The 23704-nt window shown below is 58.2% G+C and carries 24 protein-coding genes; 20 read left to right on the top strand and 4 right to left on the bottom strand.

What is annotated here, in order from left to right; all coding sequences use genetic code 11:
• Positions 1-6 precede the first annotated feature (6 nt).
• From GV827_RS12870 to GV827_RS12855, 4 genes are read left to right on the top strand one after another with little or no spacing between them, the layout of a single operon-like run.
• The gene (locus tag GV827_RS12870) at positions 7-708 is read left to right on the top strand and encodes a CoA transferase subunit A (protein WP_164354210.1); all 702 of its coding nucleotides are present in this window, start codon (positions 7-9) and stop codon (positions 706-708) included.
• A gap of 9 nt (positions 709-717) precedes the next feature.
• A complete protein-coding gene (locus tag GV827_RS12865) occupies positions 718-1824 on the top strand; it encodes a GSCFA domain-containing protein (protein ID WP_204325870.1) in 1107 nt (368 codons plus the stop codon).
• On the top strand, positions 1821-2657 hold the full coding sequence (locus GV827_RS12860; protein WP_164354209.1) for a hypothetical protein: 837 nt from the start codon (positions 1821-1823) through the stop codon (positions 2655-2657). Before GV827_RS12865 ends, GV827_RS12860 begins: the two co-directional genes overlap by 4 nt.
• Positions 2657-3280, top strand: coding sequence for a CoA transferase subunit B (locus GV827_RS12855; RefSeq protein WP_164354208.1), 624 nt, complete (start codon positions 2657-2659; stop codon positions 3278-3280). Before GV827_RS12860 ends, GV827_RS12855 begins: the two co-directional genes overlap by 1 nt.
• A gap of 69 nt (positions 3281-3349) precedes the next feature.
• On the opposite strand, the gene GV827_RS12850 is transcribed toward GV827_RS12855, so the two are convergent.
• Positions 3350-4159 carry a lytic transglycosylase domain-containing protein gene (locus tag GV827_RS12850; RefSeq protein ID WP_204325869.1) on the bottom strand — a complete coding sequence of 270 codons (810 nt, stop codon included), beginning with the start codon at positions 4157-4159 and terminating at the stop codon, positions 3350-3352.
• Between the two features lie 369 nt (positions 4160-4528).
• Here GV827_RS12850 and GV827_RS12845 point away from each other — a divergent pair, with 369 nt between their 5' ends.
• The 16 genes from GV827_RS12845 to GV827_RS12770 all read left to right on the top strand — a co-directional run bounded on the left by GV827_RS12845 (position 4529) and on the right by GV827_RS12770 (position 20477).
• Positions 4529-4717, top strand: coding sequence for a Flp family type IVb pilin (locus GV827_RS12845; RefSeq protein WP_164354207.1), 189 nt, complete (start codon positions 4529-4531; stop codon positions 4715-4717).
• A 120-nt stretch (positions 4718-4837) separates the two neighbouring features.
• Positions 4838-5023, top strand: a complete 186-nt coding sequence (locus tag GV827_RS12840; protein WP_164354206.1) for a hypothetical protein — start codon at positions 4838-4840, stop codon at positions 5021-5023.
• A 190-nt stretch (positions 5024-5213) separates the two neighbouring features.
• Positions 5214-6074, top strand: a complete 861-nt coding sequence (gene cpaB, locus GV827_RS12835) for a Flp pilus assembly protein CpaB (protein WP_164354205.1) — start codon at positions 5214-5216, stop codon at positions 6072-6074.
• Positions 6075-6280: 206 nt separating this feature from the next.
• Positions 6281-7720, top strand: coding sequence for a type II and III secretion system protein family protein (locus GV827_RS12830; protein ID WP_164354204.1), 1440 nt, complete (start codon positions 6281-6283; stop codon positions 7718-7720).
• 16 nt (positions 7721-7736) lie between these two features.
• Complete coding sequence (locus tag GV827_RS12825; protein ID WP_235930351.1) at positions 7737-8402, top strand: OmpA family protein; 666 nt, start codon at positions 7737-7739, stop codon at positions 8400-8402.
• Between the two features lie 325 nt (positions 8403-8727).
• Positions 8728-9966, top strand: coding sequence for an AAA family ATPase (locus GV827_RS12820; RefSeq protein ID WP_164354202.1), 1239 nt, complete (start codon positions 8728-8730; stop codon positions 9964-9966).
• Between the two features lie 21 nt (positions 9967-9987).
• Positions 9988-11427 (top strand): CpaF family protein, encoded by a 1440-nt coding sequence (locus GV827_RS12815; protein WP_164354201.1) that lies wholly within the window; start codon positions 9988-9990, stop codon positions 11425-11427.
• An 11-nt stretch (positions 11428-11438) separates the two neighbouring features.
• Positions 11439-12401, top strand: a complete 963-nt coding sequence (locus GV827_RS12810) for a type II secretion system F family protein (protein WP_164354200.1) — start codon at positions 11439-11441, stop codon at positions 12399-12401.
• Between the two features lie 10 nt (positions 12402-12411).
• Positions 12412-13401, top strand: coding sequence for a type II secretion system F family protein (locus GV827_RS12805; RefSeq protein WP_204325868.1), 990 nt, complete (start codon positions 12412-12414; stop codon positions 13399-13401).
• Positions 13398-13985 (top strand): tetratricopeptide repeat protein, encoded by a 588-nt coding sequence (locus GV827_RS12800; RefSeq protein WP_164354199.1) that lies wholly within the window; start codon positions 13398-13400, stop codon positions 13983-13985. Before GV827_RS12805 ends, GV827_RS12800 begins: the two co-directional genes overlap by 4 nt.
• 39 nt (positions 13986-14024) lie before the next feature.
• On the top strand, positions 14025-14876 hold the full coding sequence (locus GV827_RS12795; protein ID WP_164354198.1) for a tetratricopeptide repeat protein: 852 nt from the start codon (positions 14025-14027) through the stop codon (positions 14874-14876).
• 4 nt (positions 14877-14880) lie between these two features.
• Positions 14881-15378, top strand: coding sequence for a prepilin peptidase (locus tag GV827_RS12790; RefSeq protein WP_164354197.1), 498 nt, complete (start codon positions 14881-14883; stop codon positions 15376-15378).
• Between the two features lie 60 nt (positions 15379-15438).
• On the top strand, positions 15439-16746 hold the full coding sequence (locus GV827_RS12785; protein WP_164354196.1) for an ATPase: 1308 nt from the start codon (positions 15439-15441) through the stop codon (positions 16744-16746).
• A gap of 145 nt (positions 16747-16891) precedes the next feature.
• Complete coding sequence (locus tag GV827_RS12780; protein WP_164354195.1) at positions 16892-19345, top strand: ligase-associated DNA damage response DEXH box helicase; 2454 nt, start codon at positions 16892-16894, stop codon at positions 19343-19345.
• 39 nt (positions 19346-19384) lie between these two features.
• The gene (gene pdeM, locus GV827_RS12775; RefSeq protein WP_164354194.1) at positions 19385-20047 is read left to right on the top strand and encodes a ligase-associated DNA damage response endonuclease PdeM; all 663 of its coding nucleotides are present in this window, start codon (positions 19385-19387) and stop codon (positions 20045-20047) included.
• Positions 20048-20057: 10 nt separating this feature from the next.
• Positions 20058-20477 carry a PaaI family thioesterase gene (locus tag GV827_RS12770; RefSeq protein ID WP_164354193.1) on the top strand — a complete coding sequence of 140 codons (420 nt, stop codon included), beginning with the start codon at positions 20058-20060 and terminating at the stop codon, positions 20475-20477.
• On the opposite strand, the gene folD is transcribed toward GV827_RS12770, so the two are convergent.
• From folD to GV827_RS12755, 3 genes are all read right to left on the bottom strand, one after another.
• A complete protein-coding gene (gene folD / locus GV827_RS12765) occupies positions 20474-21376 on the bottom strand; it encodes a bifunctional methylenetetrahydrofolate dehydrogenase/methenyltetrahydrofolate cyclohydrolase FolD (protein ID WP_164354192.1) in 903 nt (300 codons plus the stop codon). The two genes, GV827_RS12770 and folD, sit on opposite strands and share 4 nt — an antisense overlap.
• Before the next feature lie 13 nt (positions 21377-21389).
• Positions 21390-21860 carry a hypothetical protein gene (locus GV827_RS12760; protein WP_164354191.1) on the bottom strand — a complete coding sequence of 157 codons (471 nt, stop codon included), beginning with the start codon at positions 21858-21860 and terminating at the stop codon, positions 21390-21392.
• A 95-nt stretch (positions 21861-21955) separates the two neighbouring features.
• Entirely contained in the window at positions 21956-23632 is a 1677-nt protein-coding gene (locus tag GV827_RS12755) for a formate--tetrahydrofolate ligase (protein ID WP_164354190.1), read from the bottom strand.
• Positions 23633-23704: the final 72 nt, after the last annotated feature.

Here is a 23704-nt window from a genome sequence, read left to right as displayed (position 1 = left end):
AGGCCCATGAAAAAGATCTATGGCTCCGCAGCCGAGGCGTTGGATGGTGTGCTGTCAGATGGAATGCTGATCGCTGCCGGGGGCTTTGGCCTGTGCGGCATTCCTGAACTGCTGCTGGAGGCGATCAAGGAGAACGGGGCCAAGAACCTGACATTTGCGTCCAACAACGCGGGCGTGGATGATTTTGGCATCGGCATCCTACTGCAAACCCGTCAGGTCAAGAAGATGATCAGTTCCTACGTGGGTGAAAACGCAGAATTCATGCGCCAGTATCTGAGTGGCGAGCTGGAGCTTGAGTTCAATCCCCAAGGGACCCTGGCTGAGCGGATGCGCGCTGGTGGCTGCGGCATTCCGGGCTTCTATACAAAGACGGGCGTGGGCACGGCGATTGCCGAAGGCAAGGAAAGCAAGATGTTCAACGGCGAGGAGTACATCCTCGAAGAAGGGCTGTTTGCCGATCTGTCGATTGTGAAGGCGTGGAAAGCGGACGACACAGGCAACCTGATCTTCCGCAAGACAGCACGTAACTTTAACCCGCCTGCCGCCATGTGCGGCAAGGTGTGTGTGGCCGAGGTCGAAGAGATCGTGCCGCGCGGCTCGCTTGACCCTGATCACATTCATTTGCCAGGCATCTATGTGCACCGCATCATTCAGGGCGAGCACGAGAAACGCATCGAACAACGCACCACCCGCAAACGCGAGGCGTGATCTGAGACCATGGCACCCAAGGCCGGATCAGAGGTGACAGTCAGCCCCTATCAGGGGCTGGACGACCGTGCCTTCTGGCGGTCAGGTGTTGTTGAGGCGGGCACCTATCCGCCGCCCGACATTTACCGGCCAAAGTTTCCGATCGCAAAGAACCTGCCGATTTTCACAGCGGGCAGCTGCTTTGCCCAGCATGTGGGCCGCACGCTGGCCAACGCCGGTTATCACGTCATCGATACGGAGCCGATGCCGGACTGGGTTCCGGCAGAGCTTGCCCACAAGCATGGCTACAAGCTGTATTCCGCGCGCTTTGGCAACATTTACACGGTGCGGCAGTTCTTGCAGTTGTTGCAGGAGGCGTTTGGCAACTTCAAACCAGCCGATCCCGTTTGGGAAAAGGACGGGCGTTATTACGACGCTCTGCGTCCGGGGATGACACCGGGCGGGCTGGCGAGACCGGAACATGTGATGGAGTCGCGCGACTATCATCTGCGCGCTGTTCAGGAAGCGGTGGCAGAGACCGGGATGGTGGTCTTTACGCTGGGGCTGACTGAAACCTGGCAGCATAAGCCAAGCGGCACTGTATACTCCACGGCGCCGGGCACCATTGCCGGTCGGATCGACCTGGAAGTACATAGCTTTGTAAATTTCCGCGCGTCTGAGATACGCAAGGACTTCCTGACGGTGCGCAAGATTTTCAGGGCGGCAAACCCTGATGTGAAGTTCCTGCTTACCGTCAGCCCTGTGCCGCTTACCGCAACCGCGAGCGGCGCGCATGTGCTGCCTGCCACGACATACTCCAAGTCAGTTCTGCGGACCGTCGCGGGAGAGTTGGCTGAAGATTTCGACGATTTCGACTATTTCCCCAGTTTCGAGATCGTGTCGTCACATCCGTCTGCGGGACGGTTTTTTGAACCGAACCTGCGCAGCGTGAAGCCCCGTGGCGTGCGCCGCGTGATGCGTGCGTTCCTGAACGCGCATGAGAACAAGCCGCGAACCAAGGAAGTGCGCCGCGCGCAAAGGCGCGCTTTGCAGGAAGACCGCACCGCCGATCAGAAAGCCGCAAGCGCCGAAGATGTGATCTGCGAAGAGGAATTGCTGGAGGCGTTCCGCAAATGAGCAAGGCGTTGATCATCGGCTCCAGCCATGTGGGCGCTTACAAAAACGCAGCCGATATGTTTGCGGAGTTATATCCCGAAGCTGAGCTTGATTACTTTGGCGTGCGCGGACCGCTGTTCCTGAACGGAGGCATTGATAAGGCAGGTCGCTTTATCGTCCCGTTTCGGGATGAGAAAGATCGCGCTTTCGTGGTCACGACGAATGGCAGCGAAAGCGTGGCGACCTCAGGTTACGATCATCTTCTGCTGGTGGGGCATCGCTTTGCCTTTGTGAACTTTGCCGCCCTGCTGCGCGATCATGACATTCTGGAAGGCGCCCGCACCGGCAAGCCCCGCGTGATCAGCAAAGTGATGCTGAAAGAGATCATTGAGACAGTCACAGACATGACAGTCGAAGACGCCCTGCGTGGGTTCGAGGACTTTGGCGGAACATTGACCTTTGCCATGGCCCCCTATCCGGCCAGTTCGATTGTAGAGCGTTGCGGTGAACTTGAACTTGCCGATGTGCTTGACAGCTTTTGGGCGCAACCAGATGCGGCTTGGGTCTATGACACATGGCTGAACCACCTGCGCAATGCGCTGGCTGCCAAGGGGCATCATCTGCTGAAACAACCAGACGCAGTGAACGACGGTCTCTTTGCGACCAAACCAAAATATGCCCGCAAGGCTGCCACGCTGAACGATGGTACGCTGGGCAAGAAAGATCACCGGCATATGAATGCGGACTATGGTCTTGCTATGCTCAGCGCCTTTGCCGAAACCCGATTGGGTCTGACACCGCAAGGTGCGATGCGGACCTCCCCTCAAAAGAAAAAGAAAGAAAGGATTGCCTGATGCCCTGGGATCGCAACCAAATGGCGGCGCGCGCCGCAGAAGAGCTTGAAGACGGCATGTACGTAAACCTTGGCATCGGGATTCCGACGCTGGTGGCGAACTACGTGGGCGACAAGGACATCACCTTGCAATCCGAAAACGGGATGCTGGGCATGGGCCCCTTCCCCTATGAGGGCGAAGAAGACCCCGACTTGATCAACGCGGGCAAGCAAACGATCACGGAACTGTCCCGGACCGCCTATTTCGACAGTGCCATGTCCTTTGGCATGATCCGGGGCGGCAAGATTGCCGCCGCGATCCTTGGCGCGATGGAAGTGGCCGAGAACGGTGATCTGGCCAACTGGATGATCCCCGGCAAGCTGGTCAAAGGCATGGGCGGCGCGATGGACCTTGTCGCAGGCGTGGGCCGTGTGATCGTGGTGATGGACCACACCAGCAAGCATGGCGACAGCAAGGTGCTGAAGGAATGTACCCTGCCACTGACAGGCAAAGGCGTAGTGGACCGGATCATCACGAACCTTGGGGTACTGGACGTGGTTGAGGGCGGTCTGAAGATTGTCGAATGCGCCGACGGCGTGAGCGAAGAAGAACTGCGCGCTGCGACTGAGGCTACGATCGTCTGATCGGCGGGACACTCAGTGATCGATTCATGAGGAAACAGGGCCGGGAGGGACAGATCGTCCAACCCGGCCTTAATTCAACGCCACAAACACACATCCATCGCTGATCAGTTCGGGGGGCGTACGGCACAACCCGCGCGCCACCTGAAACGCGGCCAGAACCTTTGGCACGTAATCGCGCGTTTCGGCAAAGGGTGGCACGCCTGCATGTTCGCGCACTGATCCTTCGCCTGCGTTATATCCTGCAAGCACGAGGATCGGATCGCGGTCAAATTCTTCCATCAGCCAATCAAGGTATTTCACGCCGCCTGTAATGTTCTGCTTCGGCTCGAAACTATCCGCGACGCCGAACCGCTCGGCCGTGTCGGGCATCAGCTGCATCAAGCCTTTTGCCCCTGCCCCACTGACCGCATCCGCCCGGCCCGCAGATTCCACCGTGATCACGGCCAAGACAAGCGCAGGCGATACCTGCGTTCCGATGGTTGAGAGCAGAATGTCCACGCCGTTCGCCTTTGCGATATCCTGCATCTGCTGCAATCGTGGTGCCGGCACTTTGCTGGTTGCTGCTGCAAGTGTGGTGATCGCCTGCTCCAAACGCCCGGGTCCGGCGCTTGCTGCCTGTGGCGATACCTTGTCCCAGAACCATCCGAACTGTCCAAGGGTCTGCCGATCAATGGAGCCGGAGGGCGTGGCAACGGCTGTCTGCTCTGGCTGACCGGGCGCCTGAGGGGCAATTTGAATGTTGATGCGGTTCGTGCTGCCAGACTTGGGTGGCTTTACCCGCTTTGCAGTGAAGTCGGGAAATGGCGTTGGACCTTCGGCACCGGCAGGGGAAACGCAAACCATCCCCGCCAAAAGCGAATATTTGATAAACCGGTTCATGCCTGCCTGCTTTTGTTATGCTTCTTGGCTCGATTTTGGGGAAATATCCCACAAAGGCGTGTTTCAAACCAGCCAATCGTGACGGCAAAGATGGCGATTTCGCCATATTTGACTGTCAAATACAGAAAAACCAACACAAACGACTAATCAAAAATGAAATTTATTTCAAAAATACAGGCGCTTACAAAAAAATATGGGGGAATTGGCGATATAAACGAAAAAGTCACATTTCACGCCAAATTCATGCCCCAATCACCCGGCTATATAGTGTCATACCAAGTCGAACTGGCAGCCAAGTGAGAGAAACGGGTGTCACAACAAACGGCGGGGTTGGAACTTGAACTTAGATGATCCTTGGAGGGACATACCATGATGAACTTTATTAAGAACTTCCGCAAAGACGAAGACGGCGCAGTTACAGTTGACTGGGTTGTACTGACAGCTGCCGTTGTTGGCCTGGCCGTTGCGGCTTACTCTTCCATCGAGGCCGGCGCGGAAAACCTGACGTCGAACACCGGCACCTTCCTGGACGGTCGTAACCCGAACACCGCTCCTTAATAGGATAGCCGCAAAAGCTTCACTGAGAGCTTTAGGGGGTCGCGTTCTGCGTATCGGGGCGCGGCCCCTTTCTTCGCGCAATCGACAGGCTTTGCGTTTACCCCAGTGCGAGGGCCACTCATGAATAATCAAATTAAGTCTTTCCTGAAATCCGAAGACGGTGCCGTCACGGTAGACTGGGTCGTTCTGACCGCAGCAGTCGTGTCCTTGGCGGTCGTAGCAATCTTTGCAATTCAGGGCTCGACCGACGATGTCGGCGACGGTGTCGGGACATATCTGACCGATTCCACTGCAGGTAGCATGTAGCACCGCATGGCCAAGACAACCGACCCCCAATTGGCCGGTTCTTGCATCTCATTGGGCGCGCTGGAGAATCCGCGCGCCTTAGCCTTTTCACAAGGCCGGCAAACAATAGCCACAATCAACATGCATTGTTGATGTGCATAAGAGGCACCGGGGCCAACCCCGGCACGAACAGTAGCAAGAGGTAATCAACATGCGGATGGTATTTGGACTGGTCCTTTTGGTAGGCATCGCGCTTGCTGGCGGGGCTGTTTATCTGGCCAAGGATCGGATCGCGCAATATCAGGCTGCGAACGCTCAGGCTCAGGCAGCGCTTGCAAAGGTGGTGCCGACCAAGAAAGTTTTTGTGGCCCAAGACACGCTGAAATACGGACAAAAGCTGACACAGGATGACGTGCGCGCCATCGACTGGCCGGAAAACGCGATACCCGAAGGTGCTTTCTTTGAGCTGACAGAGCTGTTCCCAGAGAACACAGATGAGCTTCGCGTTGTTCTGCGCGCCATGGAAAAAGACGAGGCAATCCTTGCCGTAAAAGTAACAGAGCCCGGTGAAGATACCGGCCTCACCTCTCGGCTGGAGCGCGGCAAGCGTGCCTTTACCATCAAGGTTGACGTGTCCAGCGGCGTGTCAGGCTTCCTGCGTCCGGGTGACCGCGTAGATGTCTACTGGACCGGCCGCGTGAATGTGATCGGTGCCGCCGTGAATAACAGTGAAGTCACCAAACTGATCGAAGCTGGCGTCCAGCTCATTGCGATTGACCAAAGCGCGAACGGCAACGTGGATGAGGCGACAATCGCCCGCACCGTGACCGTATCTGTCAGCCCACAGCAGGTGGCAGCCCTTGCACAGGCTCAATCAACCGGCAAACTGTCGCTGTCCCTTGTTGGTGCCGAGGACGACACAGTTGCCTCTGCTATCGAGGTCGATCAGCGTTCGCTTTTGGGTATCGCCTCTGAGGCCGTTATTCAGGAGGCACCCAAGGAGAAAGTTTGCACCATCCGAACCCGCCGCGGTGCCGAGGTCGTAGAGCTTCCCATTCCATGTACCAACTAGGCAGAAATGTCCGGTGAAACCAATTGCTTGCAACAGCGCCGCCCCACAGTGGCGCTGTTTGCATTTCGCGTTATGTTGCCATTAACCCACATAAGCTGTTGCAGCGAACACCTTGATTCTTGCAATAAAAATCAAACTGACGCAGAGTGAATAAAATGACGGGCGAAAAGACCCATCTCTGAGGCGTGATCAAAAAGGCAGGTCACATGAAAATCGACAGATTCCTGAAAGCAGCCCTCGTCGGGCTGTCCCTGAGTGCCATGCCCTTGGCCATGTCCACACCGGCGCCGGCTCATGCCGATACCGTGCGGATCGTCAAGAAGGGTACGAATGCGACCCTCAACGTTCCCATGAACCGGGCTGTTGTGGTTGAAAGCGATATACCATTTGCGGAACTCAGCATCGCCAATCCCGGCATCGCTGACATCTCGTCGCTGTCTGACCGCACCATCTATGTGTTGGGCAAATCCCCAGGCCTGACCACACTGACCCTTCTGGACGCCAGCGGTCAGCTGATCACCAACGTTGATGTGCGCGTTGCCGCCGACGTGAGTGAGTTTAAGGAGCGCCTGCGCCAGATCCTTCCAGGTGAGCAGATCGAGGTGCGGACCGCAAATGACGGCATTGTTCTTTCCGGTGTGGTTTCCTCCACGCAGCGCCTTCAGCGCGCGCTTGATCTGGCCGAACGCTATGCGCCGGAACGCGTATCCAATCTGATGAGCGTCGGAGGAGTTCAGCAGGTGATGATGAAGGTGCGCTTTGCTGAGATGCAGCGTAACGTGTCAAAATCACTCAGCTCTTCTCTTGCCCTGAACGGAACGATTGACAGCACCGGCATCAATGGCGGTACAGGCACCACGGCAACGTCCGGCGGTATTGCAGGTTCTCTGGGCGGCACGGTTCCGGCCGGCAACCAGAACGCGGGCGCCGTTCTTTTCGGTTTCAACGCTGGCTCTGTCCAGGTTGGCCTTCTGTTGGAAGCGCTTGAGCAAAAAGGCGTGGTCCGCTTCCTTGCGGAGCCAAACCTGGTGGCACTTTCCGGTCAGGAAGCACGCTTTCTTGCAGGCGGTGAATATCCGATCCCCGTCGCGCAAACATCTAGTAATTCTATCTCGGTCGAATTCAAACCATTTGGCGTTGAGTTGATCTTTGTCCCACGTGTTGTGGGCCAAGACGTCATCAACCTTGAATTGAACGCCTCCGTTTCGGCGATCGACCCTACGAACAGCGTTATTCTGGGAAATGGTATCGAGATATCTGCCTTTACCCGCCGGGAGACATCGACCACGGTCGAGCTGCGCGATGGAGAAAGCTTCGCGATTGCCGGCCTGCTGACGGATGACTTCACAGATAACACGAGCCAGCTGCCTTGGCTTGGCGATGTGCCCGTTCTTGGTGCCCTCTTCCGATCCGCAGACTATCAGCGCAACCAGACAGAGCTTGTTATTATCGTTACCGCACATCTGGTCACGCCAACACAGGGCGAAGCGCTGGCCTTGCCCACTGACCGCATCAGGCCGCCGACCGAAAAGGATCTTTTCCTGTTTGGGCGCACCTCCGAAGGCACCCGCACCCCCAAGAAGGGCGCGGCAGGAGAGGTTGCCAAACAGGACTTCGGCGGCTCATATGGGTATGTACTGGACTGATCATATGAATTCTCCCATGCGCACAAGACTGAAATATGCAGGTGTTACCGCAGGGCTTGTCGCTTTGCTGGGCTGCGCCCCAAGTTCGGACCCGGTCTATACTCAGTTTTACCGCGAAGCGGGGGCGCTGACCGATACGGGCCACTTTGGCAATGCAACGCTGAACAACCGTTTGGTCATGACAGGCGAACGTCAGTATACCTTCGATCTGGCAAACCGTTTTGCGTCCGAAGTGCCGTCCATGGTGACTTTTGCGTTCAATTCATCGCAGTTGGATGGACAGGCCCAGGCGATCCTGCGTCAGCAGGCTGACTGGATCAGACAATTCCCTGAAATTCGTTTCCGTGTCTATGGCCACACTGATCTGGTAGGGTCCAACAGCTACAACCGTGCGTTGGGCAAACGCCGTGCCGATGCTGTTGTCCATTACCTCAACCGTCTTGGCATCAGCCGATCCCGGCTTGAGGCGGTCGTTTCTTATGGAGAGACGCAGCCGTTGGTCGTCACGCAGGGCCGTGAGCGCCGCAACCGTCGCACCGTGACTGAGGTGAGTGGGTTTGTGAAACGGCATCCAACTGTACTGGATGGTAAATACGCACAAATCATCTTCCGAGATTACGTGGAAAGCGCCAAGCCAGCGAGTGACCTTGGCCAACAGATTTTGGAACAGTCCATCCAGTAAGCCAATAGTCTCACCTGACGCCAGCCAGGTGAGAAAAACCCCATTGATTGATGAAAATTGGCTCTTTTGTCTGAAAAGCACAAAAAGCCACGCGCCATCAGACGCGCCTCATTAATCGTGCTGCGCCCTTTCTGATCGTTTCAAGATACCCAACAAACGAAATCTTTTGGCCCCAATCTCGCCCAAGTTGCCTGCGATATCTGCCCTGTAGGACAATTGTGTCTAGGCAAAATGCCGGACATGGGCGATCGCAAAGGGTGGAAATCTGCACGTCAGATGCAGCATGCACCTTTGCCAAGCCCTTGTGAGCAAAGGAATATGGGCCATGAGTAGTGTAATGCCACAACCCGAAGCAGCGCCAATTGTGGCCTGCACGGTGAGTCGTGACGTACAAAACTTCGACCTGCTAATCGAAGACATGGAAGATGCTCTAGGAGAGTCCTGGGGCGATTTGGGTTTTGCTGAGGCGTTGGCCTTCTTCGGCCAGCCTGAAGCTGAATCAATGGAATTTATCGCTCTGGCGCTTGATGAAACGGATGAGGAAAACCTCGTCCTGATGTCCGAAATCATCACCCAAGCCAAGTCACGCGATATCAAGGTGATCCTGATCGCCGAAGACGTGACACCGGCGGCCCTTCATTCCCTGCTGCGTCAGGGGGCGGATGAATTTGTTCCCTACCCACTGCCCGAAGGTGAACTGTCGCAGGCGATTGCCCGCGTGCGCAAACAAGACGAAGTGGCCGAACCCGTCGAGACCAATACCCCGCAACTGAAAGCGGGCGCGCAAAAGGACGGCGCACTTATCGTCATTCACGGTCTTGCCGGCGGCACTGGGGCAACCACGATGGCTGTCAACCTTGCCTGGGAACTGGCGAACGTCGACAAGAAAGACCCGCCTTCGGTCTGTCTGCTGGATTTTGATCTGCAGTTCGGTTCTGTCGCGACGTTTCTTGACCTGCCCCGCCGCGAGGTCGTTTACGAAATGCTCTCCGACACCGAGAATATGGACGAGGAAATTTTTGGTCAGGCCCTGCTGACCTATGAGGATCGCTTGCAGGTCCTGACCGCGCCCAGCGACATGCTGCCGCTTGACCTGATCACGTCCGAGGACGTGAACCGTATTCTTGATATCGCACGGAACCAGTTCGACTATGTGATTGTCGATATGCCCTCAACGCTGGTGCAATGGTCCGAAGCTGTCTTGAACAATGCGCATATCTACTTCGCGCTGCTTGAACTTGATATGCGCTGTGCGCAGAACACGCTCCGCTTCAAGCGTGCGCTACAATCCGAAGAACTCCCGGTGGAGAAGCTGCGCTATATTCTGAACCGCGCACCGAAGTTCACTGATCTGAACGCCAAGAGCCGCGTGAAAAGGATGGCGGAATCGCTCAGCATTTCGATTGATGTGCAATTGCCGGATGGCGGCAAGCCCATCACGCAGGCCAACGATCACGGCATGCCGCTGGCCAGTTCAGCGCCCAAAAGTCCGCTCCGCAAAGAACTGATGAAGCTTGCGGCCTCCATTCATGACCTCAAGGGCGATCAGGCCGAAGCGGCCTGATCTTTTCTGGAAAGATAGAGTATGTTTTCAAAGTATAAAAAGCCCGATGCCAAATCCGCCCCGGCGGCACCTGTCGAAATTATCGACAACATTGCCGCATTCGAAGAGAAAAAGCCTGCCGCCAATTCGGCACGTCGGAAGGCGCTGAAGCCCGCCGCAGCCGCGCCGATCGATAAGGAAGTCAAACGCAAGCAGCGCATGTCCGACATCAAGCTGGAACTGCACCGCGCGCTTCTCGACAACCTTAATCTTGCCGCGCTGGAACATGCGACAGAACAGGACCTGCGTCAGGAAATCAACGAAATCTCGGCTGAAATCCTGGCCGAGAAATCGATCGTTCTGAACCGCGAAGACCGCATGACGCTCAATTCCGAGCTGTATGATGAGGTGACGGGCCTTGGCCCGCTTGAGACATTGCTCAAGGACGAGACAGTCAACGATATTCTTGTGAACGGCCCGCAGCAGATCTTTGTGGAGCGCGAGGGCAAGCTGGAACTGACGGATGTGACGTTCAAAGACGAACGCCATCTTTTGCGCATCATCGACAAGATCGTTTCCGCCGTGGGCCGGCGCGTGGACGAAAGCAACCCTTACGTGGACGCCCGTTTGCAGGACGGCTCGCGTTTCAACGCGATGGTGCCGCCTGTTGCGGTCGATGGCTCGCTCGTCTCCATTCGTAAATTCAAGAAGGACAAGCTGGGCATCGATGACCTGGTGAATTTCGGAGCGTTCACCGAAGAGATGGCAGCCTATTTGCAGGCCGCCGTTGCCACCCGCCTCAATGTGATCGTGTCGGGCGGTACAGGCTCGGGTAAGACGACCACGCTTAACGCGCTTTCAAGCTTCATCGACAACGCCGAACGCATCCTGACCATTGAGGATACGGCGGAACTTCAGCTGCAGCAGACACACGTGGGCCGGATGGAAAGCCGTCCGCCCAACGTGGAAGGCAAGGGCGAGGTTTCGCCCCGCGATTGTCTGAAAAACGCGCTGCGGATGCGTCCAGACCGCATCATCGTGGGTGAGACGCGTGGCGAGGAAGTCATCGACATGCTTCAGGCGATGAACACCGGTCACGATGGTTCAATGACAACGATCCACGCGAACAGCGCCCGTGATGGTGTGTCGCGTCTGGAAAATATGATCGCCATGGCCGGGATCGAGATGCCGCTCAAGGCGGTTCGCTCGCAGATCTCATCGGCTGTGAACCTCATCGTGCAGGCGTCCCGCCTGCAGGACGGCTCGCGCCGGATGACATCGATCACAGAGATTACCGGCATGGAGGGTGACGTGATCTCGATGCAGGAAATCTTCCGGTATCAGCGCGTCGGTCTCACACCTGACAACAAGATCATCGGCCACTTCACCGCCACCGGGGTGCGCAGCCACTATGCGGAACGCTTCCGCATGTGGGGCTACGATCTGCCGTCATCCATCTACGAACCCGTCGCAGCACAGTAAGGACCACGACCATGAGTGCAGAACCAATTATCTATGGCCTGATTTTCGTCGGCGTCCTGGTGCTGGTCGAAGGCCTGTATCTGGTTGCTTTCGGCAAATCGATCAGTCTCAATAGCCGGGTGAACCGCCGCCTTGAGATGCTGGAAAAAGGAACACGCCGCGAAGAGGTGCTGGAGAAGCTGCGCAAGGAAATGCAGCAGCACATGGATGCCAAAACCATCCCGCTCTACTCTCTTCTTTCAGAGAAGGCGCAGAAGGCTGCCATTGCCTTTACGCCCAAGCAGCTGATCATGCTGATGGGTGGTCTGGCGGTCGTCGCCTTCATGGGCCTGACCATCGGCACCGAAACAGACGTGGCCGTGCGGGCCTTGCTGGCCGTGGCGATTGGCATCGGGGCGGTCTACTTTTGGATCTCGACCAAGGCCAACAAGCGCATGTCCATGATCGAGGAACAATTGCCTGACGCGGTCGAACTGATGGTGCGGTCCTTGCGCGTGGGTCATCCGTTCACCAACGCGATTTCTATCGTATCCAAGGAAGTTCAGGATCCGCTGGCATCAGAATTCGGCGTCATCGCCGACGAATCTGCCTATGGCCGCGATGTGGGTGAAGCCCTGAAAGACATGGCCGAACGTCTGGACATGCAGGATCTGCGCTTTCTTGCGGTGGCCGTGACAATCCAACAGCAGTCAGGTGGTAACCTTGCGGAAATCCTTGCCGGTCTGGCCAAGGTGATCCGTGCGCGTTTCCGCCTGTTCCGCCGGGTCAAGGCGATCACGGCCGAGGCGAAGTGGTCAGGCAAATTCCTGTCTGCCTTCCCCATCGTCGCGCTGATCGTGATCAACGTAAGCGATCCCCATTATTACGACGACGTGAAAGACCACGCGATGTTCATCCCCGCCTGCTTCTTTGTTGGTATCATGCTTACGGTGAACCTTTTCGTGATGCGCGTTCTGACAGACATCAAAGTGTAAGGGCTGAGCAATGGGACTTTTAAACGAGATCAACGAAAAGATCACAGAGCTTATTGGCCCGATGGGTTTGATCATTATCGTCGGTGTGCTGGGCGTCAGCCTTGTTCTGCTGACCGTCCTAGTGATGCTGCGCCAGCCCGAAGATCCACTTGATAAGCTCAAGCGGAATGTCTCGGGTGCGGCCAAACGTGACAGCAAGGCGCAGCTGCGGCAGGCAGACGGGAACCAGCAACTTCAGAAGTTCGCCAAGTTCCTTGAACCCGAAGATGTGGCGGAACTCTCCGCAAAGCAATTGCTGTTGCGGCAGGCTGGTTATCAGGGTCGAGACGCTGTACGGGTTTTCTACTTTGCCCAGATGGCGCTTGGCGTTCTTGGCCTGCTGGCCGGTGTGATTTACATCAACTTCCTTGGTGGCGGCGAAGGCCTGAGCACACAGAAGACCATGATGTATACGGTCGGTCCGGGCGGCATCGGCTATTTCCTTCCCAAGTACTGGGTCACCCGCCGCGTTGAGGCACGCAAGGATGAGATCAGCCGTGGTTTTCCCGATGCTTTGGATATGATGCTGGTCTGTGTTGAGGCCGGTCAGTCGCTGGATCAGTGTATTGTCCGCGTCGCACGCGAACTGCGTGCCTCTTACAAAGCGCTTGCCGATGAATTCGAGGTGGTCGCCTACGAAATGAAGGCCGGTAAAGACAAAGTCAACGTCTTCAATGATATGGGCGAACGTTGCGGCGTGCAGGATGTGTCGTCGTTTGTGACGGTGCTTGTGCAATCAGCCACCTTCGGTACATCGATCGCTGACGCGCTTCGGGTCTACGCGTCTGAAATGCGTGACAAGCGCGTGATGCGTGCGGAAGAAGCGGCAAACAAGTTGCCAACAAAGATGACACTTGCCACTATGATGCTGACCGTGCCGCCGCTGCTGATCATTCTGGTCGGACCTTCGGTGCATGGCATCACGGAACTGGGCAACATGTCAGGACCAGGCGGGCAATGATACCACCCTTCAGGCGCTGTATATTGGGCGCTCTGACACTAACTTCGACACTCGGATTGGCTGCCTGTTCCACGGGCGGCTTTTCTGCGGCAGGCGATCAGGTCTATGCCCCCGGCGTTAATCAACGCGCCAAGGCCGAAGACGGCGTCGAGGTGGGCCATCGCCTGATTGCCGCAGGCCAGTATGAACTGGCCATCCGGTCGTTTAACCGCGCCGCCCTGGCAAATGGTATGGATGGCGAAATCCTGTCGGGACTGGGCAGCGCAAACCTTGGTCTTGGTCGTCTGGGACAGGCGGAACAGCTGTTGCGCCGCGCAGTAAAAGAGGACGCCGATCAGCCAGAGACCTGGAACAATCTTGGTGTTGTGCTGATGGAACGGGGCAAAACTGTCGAGGCAGAGCAAATCTTCAAACGCGCCTATGCGCTTGATAATGGCGAAAGTGACGCAATCCGCGACAATTTACGCTTAGCGCTCGCAAAATCGGAAAATTCTGGTAACGTGACGCTTGACGACGATAGTTATAAGTTGGTGCGGCGCGGTCGAGGGGATTACCTCATCAGTCAGACACCAGAACCGTTGTGACCGATAAGGTCGAGGCAGAGCAGTAAAAAGGACGCAAAAATGCGCCACCCTATTCTTCTGGCCGCCTGTTTGGCAGGCGCAAGCGTAGTTGCAGGCTGCGCTGAGAAAGACGCAAACGCCACCGTTGAACGCGCCTTCAAGGACGTCAATGTTGTCGATGAAAACAACCTTTCAGATGTCATGCTTACGGTCGCCGACCCAAACGAGGCGGTCAGCTATTTTGAACGCGCGACCAAGGAAGACCCTGAACGGATCGACCACCAGCGCGGTCTTGCATCATCGCTGATCCGCGCCAAGCGCGTGACCGAAGGGGCCGTGGCCTGGAAAAAGGTCACCCAGATGCCCGAGACAACCTCGGACGATGCGGTTGAATATGCGGATGCGCTGATCCGGTCCGGGGATTGGGCAGGCGCTGAAAAGGTACTTGATGGCGTCCCCCCGACGCATGAGACATTCAAACGCTACCGGCTTGAGGCCCTCGTTGCTGACAGCAACAAGGAATGGAAGAAGGCCGACAGCTTCTATGAAATTGCGGCCGGCCTGACCACGACGCCGGGGTCAGTGATGAACAACTGGGGCTATTCCAATCTGACGCGTGGCGACTACGCGGCAGCCGAGCGGCTGTTCTCTGACGCTGTGCGGCAGGATCCCACGCTCTTTACCGCCAAGAACAATCTTGTCCTCGCCCGGTCCGCACAGCGCGACTATACCCTGCCCGTCATCCCGATGGACCAGACAGAGCGTGCGCAACTGCTGCACACCATGGCGCTGTCCGCGATCAAGCGGGGCGATGTGGAGACCGGCAAGAGCCTGTTGCGTGAAGCGATTGACACACATCCGCAGCACTTTGAGGCTGCCGTGCGCAGCTTGCGTGCCCTAGAGAACGGCTGACGTGATGGCGATCTCGGCCACGCATGCGCTGTGGTTTTTGCCATTCGTCTTTCCCATCTGTCTTTACGTGGCCTTCACGGATATGGCGCAGATGCGGATCACCAATCCTGCCGTGGTATTGCTGGCGCTGGTCTTTGTGGTGCTTGGGATATTCCTGTTTCCGTTTCCTGAATACCTCTGGCGGCTCGCTGCGCTGGCCATCGTATTGGTCGTGGGGATCATTCTGAACGCGGCAGGGGCGCTGGGGGCCGGTGACGCGAAATTCATCGCCGCCGCAGCCCCCTTCATCGCATTGGGCGACCTTCGCTTGGTGATCGCTCTGTTCATGGCAACGCTGCTGGCCGCCGCGGTCGCCCACCGGGGGGCCAAGTACACACCCCTGCGCCGCCTTGCCCCGCACTGGGACAGTTGGGAGCGCGGCAAGAAGTTTCCCATGGGCCTCGCTCTTGGCCCTGCTTTGGCCATCTATCTGATCCTCGGCGCCCTCTATGGCGCCCGATAAACGCCATATTCGGCATCTAATCTGCGTCCCAAGCACAACCCTGATCTTCGGAGCCGCACCATGAACATGCAAACCACCACCGTCATGGCCCCCCCGCCCCCAAAGCGGCTGGAGGATATGAAGCTTCCCATCGTTATGATGCGTGACATCGTCCTCAAGACGATGTTTCGCAAGAACACGGATATGGTCAGCGAATTGGCCAAGGCCATCTGCCTGCCCGTCCCTGTGACGCAAGAGTTGATCGACATGGGGCGCGACCAGCGCCTGATTGAAGCGACAGGCACGCTCAACGCCAACAATGGCAACGAGATGGGCTATCAGTTGACAGACGCGGGCAAAGCCCGCGCGCTGGATGCCTTGGCCCAATCCGAGTATTTTGGGGCCATGCCGGTTCCGCTGGATGTCTACCGGGAACAGGTGAAACGCCAGTCGGTCCGCAACCTTCAGATCACCCGCGAGCAACTGACCGGTGCCATGGGCCACCTTGTCCTGCCAGACAGCCTGCTTGACCACCTCGGCCCTGCAGTCTCTGCCGGTCGCTCGATCCTGATGTATGGCCCACCCGGCAACGGTAAGTCCTCGATCTCGAACGGTATCCGCGACGCACTGGGGGACAAGGTCTATGTGCCCCGCGCCATCGAATACGCGGGTCAGGTGATTACGGTCTATGACCCCATCGTGCACTCAATGGCCGAAGAAAACGTGCAGGACCCCCGGTCGCTGCGCCGTGTGACCCGCTTTGACACCCGGTATGTCTGCTGCGAACGGCCGACGGTGATCACCGGGGGCGAACTGTCGCTCGACATGCTCGACCTGGTCTACAACCCCACTGCGCGCACCTATCAGGCGCCGCTGCAACTGAAATCTACCGGTGGTATCTTTATCGTGGACGACCTTGGCCGCCAGAAGGAACCGCCGCAGTCCATCGTCAACCGCTGGATTGTGCCGCTGGAAGAAAGCAAGGATATCCTCGCCCTGCAATCGGGTGAGAAATTCGAGGTGCCCTTCGACACGCTGGTGATCTTCTCCACCAACTTCCACCCGAACGAAATCTTCGACCAGGCCGCGCTGCGTCGGATCTTCTTCAAGATCAAGATTGACGGCCCCAGTCAGGCGAACTTCCTCAAGATTTTCGCCATGGTCGCCAAGAAGCGCGGTATGCCGCTGGATGAGCCCACGTTGGTGCATCTTCTCAAGGTCAAATACCCAACAATCGACAACGTCTATGCCAACTATCAGCCCATCTTTTTGATCGACCAGATGATTTCAATTTGCGAGTTCGAGGGCATTCCATACCAGATGTCGCCTGAGCTTATGGATCGTGCGTGGGCCAACATGTTCGTCAAAGAAGAGCATATTGTGAAGTAGCGCCACGAGATCAGCGCCGCGCCTGTCGCTCGCGTCAAGGCGCCGCCCCCGCGAAGCCCCGCTTCTTGCCCTGGAGTTCCCTGGGCATTGTGGCGTGCCGCGATGGGGGCTGGCCCCCGCGCCGCCAGATGCTATCTAGCATGTCATGCGCGCACTTCCCCCAAAATTTCTGAACTGGTTCGCTTCCAAGGGCTGGTCGATCCACCCGCACCAGCAGGAGATGCTGGACCGCGCCGATGCCGCTGCCCTGCTGCTGATCGCGCCCACGGGCGGTGGCAAGACGCTGTCTGGCTTTCTGCCCACGTTGATTGACCTTTCGGACGGCACCCATGAAGGGATGCACACACTCTATATCTCTCCGCTGAAAGCGCTTGCCGCTGACATCAAGCGCAACCTCACCACACCGGTCGAGGAAATGCGCCTGCCCATCACCATTGATGAGCGCACCGGCGACACGCCCGCCACGCGCCGTAAACGCCAGCGGGCTGATCCGCCGAATATCTTTCTGACCACACCAGAAAGCCTTGCCTTGCTGGTCAGCTACGAAGATGCCCCGCGCATGTTCAAAGGGCTCAAGCGCGTCGTGATCGACGAAATTCATGCGCTGGCAGAATCCAAGCGCGGCGACCAGATGATGCTGGCGCTGGCCCGTCTGCAAACGCTCTGCCCTGATCTCAAACGCGTCGGCCTCTCGGCCACGGTCGAGGACCCGGCGTCGATCGCTCACCTCATGGCGCGCCACCCCGATCCGTGCGACATCCTGCTGGCTGATCCCGGCCCGGCCCCGGACATCCAGATGCTGATGACCGACGAGGCCCCGCCATGGTCCGGCGGTGGTGCGGCCTATGCGATCCCGCCCGTGCTGGAGGAAGTGAAGAAACACAACACCACGCTGATTTTCCACAACACCCGCGCACAGGCGGAGATCTTCTTTCACAACCTCTGGATTGCCAATGACGACAGCCTTCCCATCGGCATCCACCACGGCAGCCTTGACCGCGAACAGCGGACACGGGTCGAGGCCGCAATGGTACGAGGCGACCTGCGTGCCATCGTCTGCACAGGCTCGCTTGATCTGGGCATCGACTGGGGCGATGTGGACCTTGTGATCCAGATCGGTGCGCCAAAGAACGTCAAGCGGCTGGTCCAGAGAATTGGCCGCGCCAATCACCGCTATAACGCCCCCTCCAAGGCGCTGCTGGTGCCAGCGAACCGGTTCGAAGTCGTGGAATGTGTTGCCGCCCTGGAAGCCGTCCTTGCGGGCGATCTGGATGGAGAGCCGCGTGGCCCCGGTCCCCGCGACGTGCTGTGCCAGCATATCCTGATCACTGCTTGCGCTGGCCCGTTTGACGCCGACGCGCTTTTTGCGGAAGTCACCTCTGCCGGGGCCTATAGCGCCCTGTCGCGCGCCGATTTTGACGCCTGTCTGGATTTCTGCGCGACCGGGGGATATGCGCTCAAGGCTTATGACCGCTGGCAACGTCTGATCCAGAACCCGGATGGCACATGGCAGTTGCGCGACCCGCGGGCCGCGCAACGCATCCGCATGAACATCGGCACCATTCAGGATACAGACACTCTCAAGGTCCGCCTGCGCCGCAACCGGGGCGGCAAACCGCTGGGCGAGATCGAGGAAAGCTTTGCCGCCTCCCTGACCCCCGGAGACACCTTCCTGATCGGCGGGCAGATCGTTAAATACGAGGGGTTGCGCGAGATGACCGTTGAGGTCAGCCGGGACGTGGCGAAGAAGCCCAAGATCGCCACCTTCATGGGCACCAAGTTTGCGACCTCTACGCAGCTTTCCGCCCGCATACAGAGGATGTTCACCCAGGACAGCTGGCCTGAACTGCCGCGCCACACGGCCGAATGGTTGCATCTGCAACGCGAAGTCAGCCAGCTTCCGCAGCCCGGTCGCCTGCTGGTCGAGAGCTTTCCCCACGATGGCCGCGCCCAGACGGTCGTTTACGGCTTTGCCGGGCGGAACGGCATGCAGACACTTGCGCTCTTGCTGACCAAACGGATGGAAGAACTGGGACTCAGCCCTTTGGGTTTTGTCTGCACCGATTACGCCACGTTGATCTGGAGCCTTGATGCCGTCACCGATGCCGCCCCGCTGTTTGATCGTGCAGCACTTTTGGACGGGTTGGAGACATGGTTGGCAGGCAACGCCGTAATGAAACGCACCTTCCGCGCCTCGGCCACCATTGCCGGGCTGATCGAACGCAACACCCCCTCGGCCCGCAAGACCGGGCGGCAGGCGACGTTTTCAAGCGATATCCTCTATGACACGCTGCAAAAGTACGATCCCGATCACCTGATGCTGCAAATCACCCGTGAAGAGGCGCTGCGCGGGCTGGTCGACTTTGGCCGGATCGAAGAGATGATCGCCCGCGTCGGCGACCGGATCGATCACAAGCAGTTGTCCCGCGTCACGCCACTTGCCGCGCCGCTGTTTCTTGAGGCAGGCCGCGTGCCTGTCAAGGGCGACGCCGAAGAACGCCTGCTGGTGGAAGAGGCCGCGCGGCTGATGGAGGCCTCGGGACTGGCCCAACTGACACCACCGCCCTCGGACAAGCCAAAATGGCGCGTTGGCTGGTAGCCCCTTGCCAAATCGCGCCCCATCGAACATGAACAAAGGATGAACGCCCACGACTTTTCTCTTGCCGGCATCCCGCTCAAGGCGCTGTGTACGGGCGCCCTTTGGTGGCCTGATCAGGCGCTGCTTTGCGTCAGCGACCTGCATCTGGGCAAATCCGAACGGATCGCCAGACGCGGCGGCAGTGCCCTGCCCCCCTACGAGACACGCGATACGCTGACCCGTCTTGCCGCCGATCTGGCGCTGACCAAGGCGCGCACCGTGATCTGTCTGGGCGACAGCTTTGACGATCTGGGGGCGGCGCGTGCGTTGCCCGAAGAAGAAAAACTGTGGATCGCGCGGTTGCAGGCCGGACGTCGCTGGATCTGGGTTGAAGGCAACCACGATCCCGGACCCGTCGATCTGGGCGGATCACACCTTGCTGAACTGCCGCTGGTCCCGCTGACCTTTCGCCATATCGCGCATGCACAGGCAAGCGGCGAGATTTCCGGCCATTATCACCCCAAGGCCAGCCTGTCGCTCAGGGGCCGCACCGTGACCCGGCCCGTGTTCCTCTATGACAGCGACCGGCTGATCATGCCCGCCTATGGCACCTATACCGGCGGTCTTGATTGCCAGTCTGCGGTCTTTGCACCCTTGATGCGCCCTGAAGCCTGTGCTGTGTTGACGGGCAAGACCGCCGTGGCGGTGCCCATGCCAAGATAGGACAGCCCCCATGGACGATACCGCCCGCGACCGCATCCGGCGCAGCTTTGCCGCGCAAAGCATGATGAAGACACTGGGGGCCGAGATCATCGAGGTCGAGGAAGGGCTGGTGCGCATTGCCTCCCCTATTGTGCCGGGTGCCATGCAACAACAGGGCTTTGGACACGCGGGGCTTACCTTCTCCATCGGGGATAGTGCTGCGGGCTATGCCGCGCTGACCACGCTGCCACTGGACCTGGAAGTCGTGACTGCAGAGATCAAGGTGAACCTGCTGGCCCCCGCACGGGGCGACCGGCTGGTGGCCACCGGCCGGGTGATTAAACCCGGCAAGCGACTGTGTGTGGTCACGTCAGAGGTGCATGCCGAACTGGACGGTGTATCGACCATGATCGCCGTTCTGCAAGGGACGATGGTCCCGGTTCCGGGCTAGGCGGTCAACCCTTCGGGTTCAGCCAGGCCATTGGCGCGGCAACAAGCCGTCACGGTGTTGGCCAAAAGGCACGCGATGGTCATCGGTCCGACCCCACCCGGCACAGGCGTGATGGCACCGGCGCGTTCAGCACAGCTTTCGAAATGACAGTCCCCCACAAGGCGGGTCTTGCCCTCGCCCTTTTCCGGCGCGTCGACGCGGTTGATGCCCACGTCGATGACTGTCGCACCTTCCTTGATCCAGTCGCCTGGTACCATTTCAGGACGGCCCACCGCCGCCACGACGATATCTGCGCGGCGCACGACATCAGGTAGGTCCTTGGTGCGTGAATGGGCGATCGTGACCGTGGCACTGTCGTTCAGCAAAAGCTGCGCCATCGGTTTGCCCACGATGTTGGACCGTCCAATCACCACCGCGTCCATGCCAGAGATGGATCCGTGATGGTCGCGCAGCATCATCAGACAGCCCAGCGGTGTGCAGGGCACCATGGATTTCTGTCCCGTACCCAGAAGACCCACATTTGAGATATGGAACCCGTCCACATCCTTGGCCGGATCAATGGCGTTGATGACCAGATCTTCGTTCAGATGCATGGGCAGCGGCAATTGAACAAGGATACCGTGGATTGAGGGATCGTTGTTCAACTGATCGATCAGCGCCAGCAAATCCGGTTCCGCTGTATCTACGTCCAGCTTGTGCTCAACCGATTTCATCCCGACCTCGACCGTCATCTTGCCTTTGGAGCGGACATAGACCTGAGAGGCAGGATCTTCGCCCACCAGCACCACCGCCAGTCCCGGCGTGATCCCGTGCTCCTTGTCAAGGCGGCTCACATGTTCGGCTACCTGTGCGCGTACCTTTGCGGCAAAGGCTTTTCCGTCGATGATCTTGGCTGGCATTCTGGTCTTCCTGTTATTTGATGAAATCGACCCTGTGGGTCCATGTTTTTCCGTCGGTGATCAGCAATTCGTCGAATTCCATCATCTGCAACAGATCAAAGAAGGTTGCGACATACTGCAGGTCTTCGCGTTGAAAAAAGCCGCCCGTGCGGACACTGACTGTCAGTTGTGCAAGGATCGCCCGCGCCCGGTAGATCGTCGCAAAAATCTCGTCGTCAAGTGCAACGAGGATCAGCGTATCGGCATCATCCCCCTTTGAAAAAAAGACAAAGCGCGGGCTTTCGGGGGCCTGAAGCTGGGATTGCGTCAGAACATTCACGAAATCAACCCGCAGCGGTCGGCCCGTGTCGGGCGAGGAGCGGATCACCCGCTCAAACGTCTCTTCCGAGCTGACCTCGGGATAGTAGTATCCCACGTAGCGATCTCCGGCGGCCGCTGCCCCGGCCAGCACAAGAGCGAATAGAAAGCAGATAAAACGGGTCATATGGGTGTCCTTCGCCAAGCGTTGCCGCCTAGCTTGCGGGCAGTCGGTGCGGAGGGCAAGGGGAGTTGCCCATCCGCGGTTCTTTCAAGTCAGGATCAGAACAAACCTTCGACGTCGCCGTTCGCGTTCAGGCGGATGTTTTCTGCCGACGGAACGCGCGGCAAGCCCGGCATCGTCATGATCTCACCACAGATGGCGACCACGAAACCGGCGCCCGCAGATAGGCGCACCTCACGCACGGGGATGTCAAAGCCGGTCGGTGCGCCGCGCCGCTCTGGATCGGTGGTAAAGCTGTACTGCGTCTTGGCCATACAGACCGGCAGGTTGCCATAGCCCTGATCTTCCCAATCCTTCAGCTGGTTCAGGATTTTCTGATCCATCTGCGCACTGTCCGCGCGGTAGATCTTGGTCGCGATGGTGTTGATCTTTTCAGCCAGTGGCATGTCGTCAGGATAGATCGGCGCAAAGTTGGCCTCACCCTTCTCGATCGTCTCAGCCACTTTGGTGGCAAGGTCAGCCGACCCTTCAGAGCCAAGTTCCCAATGGCGCGACAGGACCGCTTCGGAACCTTGCGAGGCCACATAGTCCTTGACCGCCTGCACCTCGGCATCGGTGTCCGTGACGAAGTGGTTGATGGCAACGACAACGGGCACGCCGAACGATTTGACGTTCTCGATGTGACGCCCAAGGTTCGCACAGCCGTTTTTGACCGCCTCGACGTTTTCCGCACCAAGGTCTGCCTTGGCCACGCCGCCGTTCATCTTCATCGCGCGCACCGTCGCGACCACAACGACCGCAGACGGTGACAGCCCCGTCTTGCGGCACTTGATGTTGAGGAACTTCTCAGCGCCCAGATCGGCACCAAAGCCCGCTTCGGTCACCACGTAGTCCGCCAGTTTGAGTGCGGTTGCCGTGGCAATGACAGAGTTACAGCCATGCGCGATATTGGCAAAAGGACCGCCGTGCACGAAGGCCGGGTTGTTCTCAAGCGTCTGAACGAGGTTGGGCTGCATCGCGTCCTTGAGCAGCACGGTCATTGCACCGTCCGCCTTGATATCGCGTGCAAAGATCGGTTTGCGCTCGCGTGTGTAGGCGACGATCATATCGCCCAGACGCTTTTGCAGGTCAGTAAGGTCTTTGGACAGGCACAGGATCGCCATGACTTCGGAGGCGACCGTAATATCGAAACCTGCCTCGCGCGGGAAGCCGTTGGCCACCCCGCCCAGCGACGTTGTGATCTGACGCAGGGCACGGTCATTCATGTCGACCACGCGGCGCCAGACGACACGACGGGTATCGATCTCAAGCTCGTTGCCCCAATAGATATGGTTGTCGATCATTGCCGACAGCAGGGAATGCGCCGAAGTGATGGCGTGGAAGTCGCCGGTGAAATGCAGGTTCATCTCTTCCATCGGCACGATCTGTGCGTAACCGCCACCAGCAGCCCCGCCCTTCATGCCAAAGTTCGGGCCGAGAGAGGCTTCACGGATACAAACAGCAGCTTTCTTGCCGATACGGTTCAGACCGTCGCCAAGACCCACCGTTGTCGTGGTCTTACCTTCGCCCGCAGGCGTCGGGTTGATCGCGGTGACAAGGATCAGCTTGCCATCCGGGCGGTCCTGAACGGAATTGATGAACGACTGCGATACCTTGGCCTTGTCATGGCCGTAGGGCAGCAGATCATTGCTTGAAATACCAAGCTTTTCGCCAATCTCCTGGATCGGACGCTTTTGCGCCTCGCGCGCAATTTCGATGTCGGTTTTATAAGCCATGGAGAATCCCCTGTTGCAGTCGGCTTCTTTGTTGCCCCCCTCATATCGTCAGCACGATACCGACAGAGGTCG

Source organism: Sulfitobacter sediminilitoris (assembly GCF_010667575.1).
GTDB classification, from domain to species: domain Bacteria; phylum Pseudomonadota; class Alphaproteobacteria; order Rhodobacterales; family Rhodobacteraceae; genus Sulfitobacter; species Sulfitobacter sediminilitoris.
Note: the sequence above shows the minus strand (reverse complement) of the source record. Positions and strands in the feature narration are given on the sequence as shown.